The following is a 12,782-nucleotide window of genomic DNA, read 5'->3' on the forward strand; positions in this document are numbered from 1 at the left end:
GGTCCGTTGCTCGCGAAGTGGGGCGTCATTCCTCGATCAGTTGTCGTCGCTGTTCGCCGTTCAGCGGGCCGGCTCCCACATACTGCACCGCGCTGTTCGGATTATAGCTTCGTCGATCCCGCAGCGCGCGGCCTCCGTCCTCTTCCTGGCGAGTTGAACCGCCGTCTCCCCCGTAGCCAAGCACCTCGACGATGATGACGGAAGTCTGCTGGGCTTTACCGGGCTGCGTTACATCCTTCGCCGCGTCGGTAGCTGCTTTGCTTGCGTCGCCGCCCTCGAGCTTCAAGGGAGTGATCGAACTTTCTTTCGGAGGCAAACCTTTGATCTCACCAGAGACCTGGAAGTTGTTTGCGTTCAGCACAAAGAGGGCCGCAATATTGAGGTTACCGCTAACCCGCACGCCGGCGTCGCCGGCATTGACCGTGCCCCGCGGCGCGATCAGGTTGACGTCGCCCTCCTCGACGCCCGTGAAGCCGACGATCGTGCCGATGCCGCTGCCGGAAATGTCCGCCTTCTCCAGTACTTTCGTCACCGCATTGACGTCGGTCAGGATCTCCGGCGCCGACGGCACGCGTGTCGTCTTGGCGCCGCGCCCGGCATCGATATCGCCCAGCGTCGACCAGATCGTCTCGTCGCCGCCGGCGAAGGTCAGGATGCGCGAGCGGTTCACAACGACATTGTTGCGGGTGAAGATGTTGATGTCGCCATAGCCGAGAGTGACCAGGCCGTAGCCGGCGCCTGCGTCCGTCCCCAGCGCCGCAACCTGCAAACCGCCCCCCGGCGTCAGCACCTCGATGTCACCACCGGCCATGGTGCGGAACAGCCCGTTACCCATGGTCACGTCACCCTTCCAGTCGTGGCCGGGGAACAACTTATCGATCGCCGCATAACCGCGGTTGTAACCTTGATTGCGCGGCTGACCATCTTCGCCGGGCGATTTCTGGTCTGACCCCGCCTCCCGCAACTCCTGCATATAGACCTGACGCAGGAAGCGTTCTTGCGTGAATTGCGGCAGCGTCCGGAACCGCGTCCAGGCGCCGAGCGGTGTCAGCTTTTCACCAGTAATCTCCTCAACAAAGGAGACGAGGCCATTGCGTACGGTCTTCACCGTACCGCTCTTGCGGGTCTCGGAGGCGTCGGTGAGATACAGCGGCACCACCGTGCCATCGGGCAGCGTCGTCTTGAGATAGTCCGGCATCGCGGCGACATTGGCGGGATCGAGATAGGCCGCCATGAACGCTGCATAGGACGGCTGCTTGCCCTTGAGCCCCGCCATCACGGTGATCGCCGCACCCTCGTCGGGAAGACCCGCGACCTTGGTACCGGGAATGACGCGGTTGTTGGTGTCGTAGCCCTGATTTCCACGGCTGTAGAGCGCAAGATCAGTGCCATAGACATCGCGTCCCGCCGAGAGCACGAGCGCGCCCGGCCCCAGGATCTCGGCCTGCCCGCCATAGCGCCCGCCGAGCATGGATGAGGTGTACGGATTGGTGCCGCCGATGATATCGTTGCCCGCTTCGAGCAAGGAGACGTCCGTCGCTCGAATATTGCGCAGCGCATAGTCGATGTTGCGGATATCCATGCCTGCCCGGAACCACGTTGCCTCGTTCGTTACGATGGCCGGCGGCGTCCCGCCCCCTTGCACAGGTCGCGGTGAGCCCATGATCGACCCGGACAGCGCATAGATGCGACTAGGTTCGTAGTCGTTCTCATTCGGCAGGTGTTCGGGATTGCGCAGGCCGTAGAGATGCAACTGGTGACCGGACAGATTGCTTGGGGGAGCGACGATGTCGTTGTAGAGAACGGTGTGGAAATCATACCAGTTCGGTAACTGGATCAGTGAACCGTCGCCCCCTACCGGCTCAAACGGAGACGGGATCATGGCCGGCGTCGCCCGGGACATGAGGATTGCCCCTGGATAGACGTCGTTTCCAGCCAGGATTCGCAGCTCCGGGCGACTACCTGGTAGAGTGTAGATCACACCGGCGTTGGCGACAGAGCCATTCAGCGCCGTGATGCGAACCCTGGACGGATAGAGGTTTCCGGCGAGACTGTTCACCTTGGAATAGTAACGTGCGGCGGTCGGGGAGGCCACCCAGTCCACATCCTTCGACAGATAGTCGACCTGACCGACAATCATGACATCGCCGCCGGTCGAGGTGAGGCTCAGCGCCGTGCGATCCGTCTGGCCGCTCATATAGGCCAATTCACTGGCCTCACCCTTGCCGACCAGCAACGGATCGAGCAAGGTTTGCAATATGAGATCCCCGGCCGTGTGCACATCAAGCGTTGCGTCGCCGAGAGACAGGATCGGTGCGATCGCATGGGTCGTCAGCTGGTTCTGCCCAATGCGGACGTTGACCGACCGGCCAAAATCGAATTCAGCCGCTTCGATCGTACCGGCGCCGCGCCCGACATAGTAATAGCCGGCGCGGATCGCCCCGCCTGCCTCGATTGACATCGATCCACCATTGCGCAGCTCCAGCAGTTTACGCTCGTCGACAGAGCGTCCGCCGCGCACGCGGCCATTGGTCGGAAGTGCAACCGTCAGATTGACCAGATCGCCGCCGGCGCTGACCGCGACGTTTCCGCCGCCAAGCGCCCCGACACCGCGCTCGAAATTGCCGTAATCGATCCACCAGGCACTTTGCCTGGCCGGCTGGTTACCCAATGCGGAATGCCTGTAGGGCCCAAATACGTAGGATGCATCGGTGGCCCCCTGCTTCTTCAGCCACTCGGTGTAGTGCTGCATCTGGGTGGGGTCGGCCGGAAGTGTCACCTCGATACTGCCGCCAGCCGCGACCTGAAGATGTCCGCCTCCGACGCCGAATGTCGCGCTGTCGGGTGCAGTGGTGAAATCGTCGAGCCGCGCGAGATCCCGCCGGCCGGCGGTATAGATCGACGCCGCGCCGTTCAGCCTGATGTCGCCGTTTGCGGCAACCGTGATGTCACCCGTTCCGGTGCGCACGGCCGTGATGGGCGTCATCGCGATCGTAGTCGTGCTGGGCTGAACCGACGAATAAAGGAGCGCGATGGCGCGCAGGTTGGGGAGAATCTGTGTCGTATAGAAATCGGCGAAGGTTGAGTACTTCGTTACGACATTGACCCGGCTGCTGGCCGTGATGAGCTTATAGTCGGTTACTCCCTTCGCTGCTGCGTAAGCCGTCCACAAGTTCATCAGATATGTGTAGCCCGCTTCGCCGGTCGTCCCCAGATTGATGACTGCGCTTGAATCGGCATTCAGGCGCGTGCCTGCCGCAGCCTCGAGGGTCGAGAGCCAGAACGTCGGGCTCACTGCGCCCGCTGCGTTCGGCTTCAAGAGAGCGCTGTAGCCCGGATCCACGTCCACGAGAGTTATGTCGGACACGGTCGTCCCACCGCTGACATAGGAGATGGGCGATTGGGCACTCAGGATGATGCTGCCGGCGGCGCCGGCGGCGCGACGCGTCGGGTCGGCGCTCTGGCCCACCGGTGCTGCGCCGGCGACAATAGTTTCGCTCCAGGACGTCGCGGCCACGGTGGTCCCGTCAACCCTTGTGATCGAGGGCAACAGCACCGCATTGCCGAGCGCATTGGGCGATGCGGCGGCGGGCGTATTCGCTGTTGGATCGAAGGGGACCGCGGTGCTCCCCGTCACCGGGGTCTGCGTCTTCAAAATGCCCTGCGTCGAGAAGTTGATGCCCGCATAGACGGCAGGAAGGGCCGTCAGCGCGTTGCTGTAGGCCGTAAGGTTGTTGCTCGTGTTGTTGCGCCCGCCGTTGAGAACGAGCGTCAGCGCCGAGCCAGTCGTTTTATTGATCTCGATGTATTTGCTGTCGAGTGTATTGCCGAACTGGAAGAAGCCGTCGCTGATACTGCCTTTGAGATCGATATTGCCTTCGGCACGCAATGTCAGCACGCCGGACTCGCCGAGGATACTGCCGCCGGTGCGATAGACCATCGTCGTGTAGTCGCGCAGGAGCGCGCCTTCCTGACCTGGAACAACGTAAGCCTTACCCAATAGCGGGTCGATGGCCATGACGCCGGCCGCCATCGCGGCGGCCTGATTGACGGTGCCAGCACCAAGGTTCCAGTTGGACTTGAGTACGATATCGCCGGCGTAATTGAGCTCCATCCCGGGGCGTGCGTGGAAGTTCGACTGGTTGGCTAGGCCGCCGAGACTGGCGTAGGCGGCGGAGATGTCAAAATCGCGCACGAACTCGACCAGCGTGCCGGCGCCGTAATCTGCCAGCACGTTGAGCTTGCCGGCGGCCGTCGCGGCAAGATCGAGCTCCGCCTGGCCGCTGCCGTTGATCTTCACACCAACGAAGTTGGGATTGCTTGCAAGGCTCGCGAGGTCGAACTGCCTGAATCCTTCGAGCACGATCTCGCGCGCGCCGGCGATGCTGCCGGCAAAAGCGACGTTCACAGTGTCGGCGCCCGGCTGCACGATCACCGGCGCCCGCAGGGTGACCTTGCCGCCCTCGCCGCCCGCCACGTCGATCAGGCCACCCTGAACTGCGAGTGTGCCGTTCGAGATGCCGAGGGTCACACGGCCGGAGCCGAGCTGATCCATGCTATTGGTCGCACCTGCCCGCAGCACGGCGGTGCTGGTCATGGTGAGACCGTTGCCGCCATAGATGGCGATCGAGCCGCCGTAGCGGGCACGCGCATCGATCGTGCCGGCGACGGTCACGCGGCCATGGTCTGCTGCCAGCGTGAACGATTCCGTCACCGTCGTGCCGTCCACCGTGATGTCCCCGGTGCGGATGCGGAACCCACGTGATCTGGAGAAGCCTGCCTCGTTCAGGCGCTGATTCAGCATCGCGAAGTTCGGCAGTTGCGCGACGTCGAGCGAGAACGCGCTGCCACGCTGGCCGGCCGCTGCTTGCGCCTTGATTGTGCCGTCGAGCACCACCTGGCTGCCATCCGATGTGATGGCGAGCGAACCCGCACCGCCACCGCCCGGCTGCGCAGCGAGGTCGAGCACAGCACCAGCGGCCATCCGCACAGAGCCCCCAGCAGCCGTCAGCGCAATGCGCCCTGCATCTGTATATTCCGCGACGTCGAAGAATTGCTTGCCAAAGCCGCCAACATCGATCAGCGCGCCCGCCGTGAGGGTCACATCGCCATGCGTGGCGGTCAGCTCGACAGCGCCGCCCAAAGCGTTGGCGCGTCCGCCGAAGAGAATAGAACTGCCCGCCAAGCTCCAGCGTGCGCCGAGGCTGCCCTGGTCACGCGCCGGTATTGTCGTCCCATGCGCCGCAACGGTGAGCCCACCAGTCGTGGTCAGCGATTGCGCAGCGCCGCCGCGGCCGGTCAGAAGCGGCGCGAACAATGTCAGTGCCGCGTTGCCGGCATCGAGCGATCCCTTGCCCTCACCGATGATGCGCGTCGTGCCGGTCAGCACTGCCGTATCGAATCCGCGCAGCGCCTTGGCACCCTGACCGAAAGCCAATTCCTCCGCGACGAGATTCAGGCGGCCATGACCGGCTCCGATCGGCTCGCTGAAGGCGCTCGTCGAATTCTCCAGCACCAGCCGGCTGGCGACGACATCGATATTGCCCGTGCCATAGCCGGCGAGAACTGCCGCATCGAATGTCACCGCGCGCAGGCCGGACAAGTCCACTGCATTGTAGAAGTCGATGCTTGTATAGCTGCGCAAGACGAGATTCTCAGTGTTGCGCAACATCGCCAACGCCGCCGGATCAAGCACCAGGCCGCTGCCGCCGCCAAAGCCGATGCGGCCGGACGCCACCGACAAGGTTGCGCCCGAAAGCTGCGCGCCAGGCCTCATATAGGTGTTGCGCGTAGCGTCAATCAGCAGGGCGTTGCCGCCCGCAAGCGTCGCACCCGCGCCGATTGTCACCACTCCGCCGGCAGCGAGGTCCACGTTCTCGCGGATTGCACGCACCGCATCACCGTTGGACAGCCGGATCAGTGCCCCCCAATCCCGCGATGGCGCCGCGGAAGCGTCGCCCGCCACTTGCGGCGCCACCACGAGGTCGCCCGCTCCGCGCGGGGCTTCGCCGTTCGCGGCGATGACACTGCCAGCGCCGATGTCGATCGTCTCGCTCGCGGCCAGGATGATCTCCGGTCCCGTCAACGCCGAGCCGCTGCTGTTGCGCACGACGATGTCGTCGGCGGTCACGTCCACCCGCAAACCGCGTGGATCGCCGCTGCGCATGCCGCCAAGCAAGAGACTGCCGGCGCCAAAGTTCGACAGACTGGTGGCGTCGAGCACAAGATATCCACTGGATCGCAGATCGCCTGCATCCTGGTCCGCCCCGACGACTGCGATCTTCGCCGCCGCGATATCCACCAACCCACCGCGACCCCCGGCCGCCGCCTGCGAGCGCAATTGCCCGTTCAGGATCAGGTCCCGCGTCGCCTTGAACACCACCGCGCCACCATCCATTGGCAGCCTTGGCGTGACGATTTCCTTTCCGGTCAGGCGATACTGCGTCAGCTTGAATGCGTTGGAAGCAAAGAACGTATTGGCGAAGGCTTCGTTGTATTCGCTGTACTTGCGGACGACGTCCCCCGACATCACGCGCCAGGACGACGGCAACTGATCGTGACTGCCGTCGAGCGCATTGCCGCGATAGCCGTTCATGATCGCGGAGCCGTCGGCCAGGCCCACGGATCCCCGAATCGACCCGCCTTGTGAGCCGCCCATCATCTGGACGGCGTAGGCGCCGGGCAGCAACGCGTAGCGTGCCGGCAGAAGCGTGTACCAGCCGGCGGGGATCCCGTTGCCGCCGGCGAGCCAGATGCGCTCACCGATCGCTGTCACCGCGCCCATTGCCGGCATGATCGCGTACATTCCCGGGCGCGCCAGCACGTCATGCGAACCACCGGGACCCGGTACATGCTCCCAGGCATACAGATCGCCGCCACCGCGGATATCGACAACCGATCCGGCCGCAAGATCGACGCTCGGCGCCTCGAGCGTGATGCGCTTCTCCGGTGGGGTCGTGATAATGGCCGGCGAGCTGCTACCGGTGGGCACGGTCCAGTTCTCGTTGTTGCTGAGATTGCCATAAGGCAACAGCAAACCGTCGCCGGTAACAGAGGTGACGCTGCCCGCGCCAAGGGTCAACTTGTCGGTGGCCTTCAGAACGATCTGGCCAAACGGTGCACGCAGCGTGCCGCCCTGCTCAATCACTGGCGCCTGCAGGGTCAAAGAGCCGCCCGCCGACAGCGCCACGCCAGCGGCGCCGTTCTGCTGCACGATGATCTTCTCGCTCGCCTTGATCGTCGCACTCGTTTGCGAGGCTGGATAGATTTGAGCAGCCCTCAAGACCAAAACGCCAGCCATGTCGAGCGACGCCGGCTGCGCGGCACTGTACGGGACGAGCTGAATATCGGTCGCTTCCAGCACCGCCTGCGCGAAGCCGCGGATGGCCGCCTGCTTCACGTCGATCACGGTGGCAGCGAGCGTCAGTGTGCCGTTCTGCGCGGGCGCGGCGGCAGATGTTCCGTACAGCGAAATGTAAGATGCCGACAGGCGCGAATCGGCGCCGTTACCATTGACCAGCGCGCCGCTGATCGAGATCGAGCCCCCCATCGTGAGGTTGACACCGTCGAGCCGAACGTTACCGGCTGCAGTGAGAGTGAGATCGGCGAAACCGGACGATTGAAGAATGGACGGACGGAAGACCAACCCCGCTTGCGTGGCCGCGCTGTCAGACAGGATCAAGGACGCCGTGGAGGACAACGATACGGCACCGCCGCGCGCGCCGCTGCCGCCGGCCTGGCCGCGCCATGTTCCATCAATCACTCCCTGGCCCTTGACAGAAATGGAGCCGCCATTGCTGGCGAGTGTGACCGGCACGCTCCTGCGCGATCCGAGCGCCTCCCTCACCGGTACGTCGATTTCCCCGCTGGCGCCCGAGACGTCGATCATCGAACCCAATTCCAGTACGACAGAACTCGCATCCAAGGTCACTGAGCCGCCGCCGAGCACAGCGCCACCGCGCGCTCCCCGGCTATCCATTTCGATGACCGGCACACCGCTCGCCACGAGCGCAGCCGTGCTGGCGACGGTGACCATCCCCGACCCCGCCAAAACGTTGATCTTTCCGGCCAGCGCCTCAAGCCGGCCGTCGATCTTGATCACGCCGCCGGCTGTACTACTCGGAACCGCGACGGTGATGCTGCCGCCGACATCGGTCGCAACCGTGGCCCCGGCTCCGATCGTCACATTGCGGCCCGTAAGCGAGAGCGACGTCGGCAAAAGGTCCGCGCGCTGCGACAACGGGAGCACGACAAGCGAGCCCATATCGGTAATCGATGTGCCCGAATCGAAGCGGGCGGTATCCGTCACCTCGACGCTGCGCGGGAGTTGCCTGATGGTGGCCCCGTCCGCAACGGTAATGTCGCCGCGCGACGTGACCTGAACCGAACGGAAACCAAGGTCGGAGTACAACGTCTCCGCCAGACGGACGGCGTCCACGGGCACCGAAGCCGCGCCCCCGATCTGGAGGGACGAATTCGTGGTCACGGAAAGACTGCCGCCCGAGCCAGCCGCATAGCCACGCAGGTCGGCCTTCAAGAGTTCCGCAGCGTCGATGCCGGCAAAGGTGATCGTACCTGCGTCGCCCACTCGCAACTCGCGCTTGCCCTTCTGCAGTCTGTACCAGCCGCCGCCGGAGACATCGAGGACGGCGCCCGGCTCGAACCGCGCATTCATGACCTCGATGCTGCCGCCGCCGATAATCGGCGCCACTACCGTTGCAGCGTCCGCCCGTTGATTGATCCATTGACCGCTGACGTCGATGGAGGCGCCGGCGCCAAAATAGACGTTCTCCGCCTGATTGAGCTTGACGGTGCCGCCGGCAGCACGGATCACTCCGTCGATCTTGAAGTTCTGGGTGTAGGCGTCCGTGGTGTTGGCTTGAACTATAAACGAGCTGCTTGGCGCCAACTCAAGCGTCGTGCCCTTCTCAAGCGTGAAGCTCTTCGAGACATAAAGTTCAGTCGTGCCGAAGCCCGCGGCAGCCAACACATCGGAATCGAGATAGGTCGTGCGGCGCAGGAACGAGTCGTCGTTAGGCGGCGAAATGACACCGCTGAGGCCGCTATACCAGAACGATGAGAGCGGCGTCGTCGCGCCGAAGTCTGCCGGTAACTGAACCGGGCTGTTCGATATGATCAGGTTGGCCAGCAGCCACTGCCGATCGTCATCTCCCGTGCCGCCGAACTTCATGCTACCAGCCTGCGCCAGCTTGCCCGAGGCCGCCTGGCGCTCGCCAACGACGACGCCGCCCCAATAACCGCCTTCGAGCACGACGCCTTCGGCCGCATAGAATTGGATGGAGCCGGCGTTGCGGCCCTCCATGTAGCCGCGCTCGTAGCGAGCGCCCCCCCTGTCGAGCGGGCTCGTCCAGATCTCCGTGACACCCGCGCGGCCGTGCGAACGGGTGAAGCCACCGGCGAACGCCACATAAGCCTGGTCTGGTCTTGCTTGTCCGATGTCGTAGACGCGCCCGTCGGCGCCGATCAGCTTGGTCGTTTTGATCCAGCCATCCGAATAGCGAATCGAGCCGCCCGAGACATCTAGGAGCGAGCCCGATCGCGTGATCAGTGAGCCGGCCGACTTCAGGGTGATAGAACCGCCCTGCGTCGATAGTTCGGCGATGGTCGTCTTACCCACGCCAAGCCATGCCGACACGTCGGCAAGCGGCGTTCCTTGCCAGACTCCCGGAATATCATTGCCGTTCTTGTCCTTCACCCACCGCACGCCGGACATCAGGCCGTCGGAAAACGTCCCGCTTGCGCGCCGATCAACATAGACCGTTTGTCCGCGCAGCCAGGAATCCCTGAAGAGCGGTGAATCGCGCAGCTCATTGATGCGCAACTCGGCTTTAACGACATTGCGCTCCATCGCGATCAAAATGTCTTGCAGTCCGGCAACGCTGAGATAGGCGTCCTCGCCGATATAGATGCGGCTGCCATCGCGCTTTCTCTCGCCGGTGGCGGGATCGTCGGTAGCCCATCCATCGGTGCTCGCCACCACGCTGATGGTGCCGGCAGGGACAATGACGTTCGCTTCACGCTCGATATTGATGAGATTGCCCCGCAATTCGACGCGGCCCGGGCTGTAGCGCGTGCCCGTCGATGTCAGCTCGATCTCGCTGGTGTCGGATAGATCCGGCATGGCTGCCGTCACGCTGCCCTGCGCCAATGTCACCGTGCCAGTCTTCCAAAACCACAAAATTCCAGCGGAAGGGTCGCAATACGAGCTCGAATAACATCCCATACCCTGACTGAAACCCTGCAGGCGGATCGAGCCATCGCGGTTGTTGAGGGCCGTCGAAGCCAGCAACGCACCGTTCTGCATGACATCGCGGCCGGTCAGGGTGATGTTGCCATGATTGGCCTGGACGACGCCATTGTTCACCACGCGATAGCCAACGGAGGCGGCGCGCAGCTCCATCTCGGGAAGAATAATATTCCTTACGTCGGTACTAAAGGCATCGTTCTCAAGCGCCGCTTGGGCATAAGAAAACATCCAGCGCATCGGCGACGACGCCGCAACATCAAGGCCGCGAAAGGTGCTCTTGTTGGTGACCGGGTCAGGCCAGGCGGTACTGGTCCTGAGATAGACCTGCTCACCGGCGGCCATGATCACCTGGCCCTCCGGCGCCAAAATCTGCCCCGAATTGACGACGTGCGGCGCGAACAGCATCGCCTTGCCACCACTCGCTGTCGTAATTTGCGCGCCCCCTTCCACCCGCACATCACCCGAAGCAGCGCCGATCACCGCTCCCGGTATCTGAGCGGGGTCATAGATGGATCTGCCGTTTACGGGTGTCTGTTGCCCGAGATAGCCGAATTGCGGCATCGCGATGCTATTGCCGGACGCGTCGTTGAAAACATAGAGCTCCTTGTTGATGCCCGCCATGAACTGAGCATTGGAAAGGCTCAAGCTCGACGCAACCAGTGTATTGACGTTGACCTGGCTCACGCCACCAAAGATGATGCCGTTGCGGTTGATCACATAGACCTGTCCCTCGGCCTTGATGGAGCCGAGGACCTGGCTCGGAGCGGCGCCGGAATCCACACGGTTCAGCGCGATCCAGTTCTTGGCGTCAGCACCGCCGGCGCGTTGGTCGAAATAAAGATCCGTCTCGCGACCGACGTTGAATTCCTTCCAGCTTAGGATCGCCTTCTGCTCGTTCTGCTTGACCGTGACCTGAGTGCGGCCACCATTTGCGGACTCAGTCGGCAAATTCGCGCCCTGCCACGATCCCGCACCGCCATCGGTCGCACTTGGTGTCGCGCCCGGCATCACCGCCAGACCACCGGCCTGCAGACCATTTTTCACCGTGTTCGGCGCGGTCCGCGCGAGATCACGGGCGGCCTGCTGCGCAGCCTGCATGGCCTGAAGAGACAGTGTCGCCCGCCTGAGCGAATTGCTCGCCTGCTGCGCAGCCTGCGAGGCTCCCTGTGCGGCCGCCATAGCCGCCGCCGACGGAGTTGGCGCCACCCCACCCAACGGACGGGAGAGCGCGTTGTCACTCGCCACAAAAAGCGCGACCGCGCTTACACCAGCGAACAGCACGGCGTGCTTCGACAGACGACGAACTGAAAAGGATCGCGGTGCGGCGTCAACAACGAGCAGAAACATGAATTGGCACTCTCTGGTAAATTGTCGGCCTTCACCCCCACGGCTTCAGCCAACCGTCGGACTTATCCGACGACCATAGACGAGTGAGCACCGGCAAGTGCGCAACGTACCGCGCCGATTTTTTCCAAACGAGCTCCGATCCGAACGAGTCAGCTCACGAGGACCACGCCGCCCGGAAGTGACACCACCCGCGCTCCGAATGTCGCTTTCAGCTGGGTGATCACCACCTCAAGCCGATCTAGCCGGAACTGCGCGGTGAAGCGCCTTTGCCCGAGCGCCTCATTCACCAGAATGATCCGGCCCGGCCGGTAGCGATTGATTTCTTCGACAACCCGCGCTAGCGGCTCGTTCTGAAACAACAGCTCTCCTTCGCGCCACGCAGTCACCGTAACGGGATCGACACTCTGGACGTGACCCAAATTGCGATCGTCATAGACGACCTGTTGCCTCTTCTGCAGTGTCGCAGAACGTCCTTCCTGCTGGACATCAACAAAGCCTTCAAGGCATGTCACACAGGTCTCGGAGCCATTGTGACGGATACTGAACTGGGCATCGTCGGCCCGAGCCCGGCCGTTGCCTGCAATCACTTCAACGGGCCTGGATCGTGTCGCGAATGCGGCCTCTCCCCCGATCAACTCGATCTGATCGCCTCCGCCGCTCGCAGCCCGGACGTTGAGGCTGGTTCGGGTATTCATGTCCACCGATGCGCGCTCCGCAAGCGCGATATGGCGACGTTCGCCCGTCACGGTCCGGTAGTCGGCAGCGAACTCGCCAGCTGATGGCCACAGTCCCATCGGCGGGCGAATGACCATGACAGCTGCCCCAGCCGCCGATGCGCCGAGAGCGCCGACCAAAAACGCACGACGTCCAATCGGCGTTCTCGCATGCGCTCCTGTGCCCATGGGACGCCCGGTTTGTGCGACATTCTCGATGGCCGTCCCCAACACGCGCCATCGCCCGCTCACCAGGGCAAAGGCCTCGGCATGGTGGGGGCTTTGCGCGCACCATACTCTCAGCGCCGCGACGTCTGCCTTGCTGGCGTGGCCCGACGTGATATGCAAGAGCTTGGTCCAGGCTTCGCGTCTCAGCGACTCAAGCTCGTCGTTTGAGCGGTCGGCAGCCATCATTGCTCCAGCGTTCTCATTGGCGAATGCGATCAAACTTGCGT

2 protein-coding genes are annotated in these 12,782 nt (G+C 63.4%); both read right to left on the reverse strand.

The window, feature by feature from the left end:
* Window positions 1–25 precede the first annotated feature (25 nt).
* Complete coding sequence (locus CHC01_RS29885; protein ID WP_176454749.1) at window positions 26–11,446, reverse strand: filamentous hemagglutinin family protein; 11,421 nt, start codon at window positions 11,444–11,446, stop codon at window positions 26–28.
* Window positions 11,447–11,763: 317 nt separating this feature from the next.
* Complete coding sequence (locus tag CHC01_RS29890; RefSeq protein WP_141137204.1) at window positions 11,764–12,774, reverse strand: FecR family protein; 1,011 nt, start codon at window positions 12,772–12,774, stop codon at window positions 11,764–11,766.
* Window positions 12,775–12,782: the final 8 nt, after the last annotated feature.

The organism is Tardiphaga sp. OK246 (genome assembly GCF_900188215.1).
Classification (GTDB): domain Bacteria; phylum Pseudomonadota; class Alphaproteobacteria; order Rhizobiales; family Xanthobacteraceae; genus Tardiphaga; species Tardiphaga robiniae.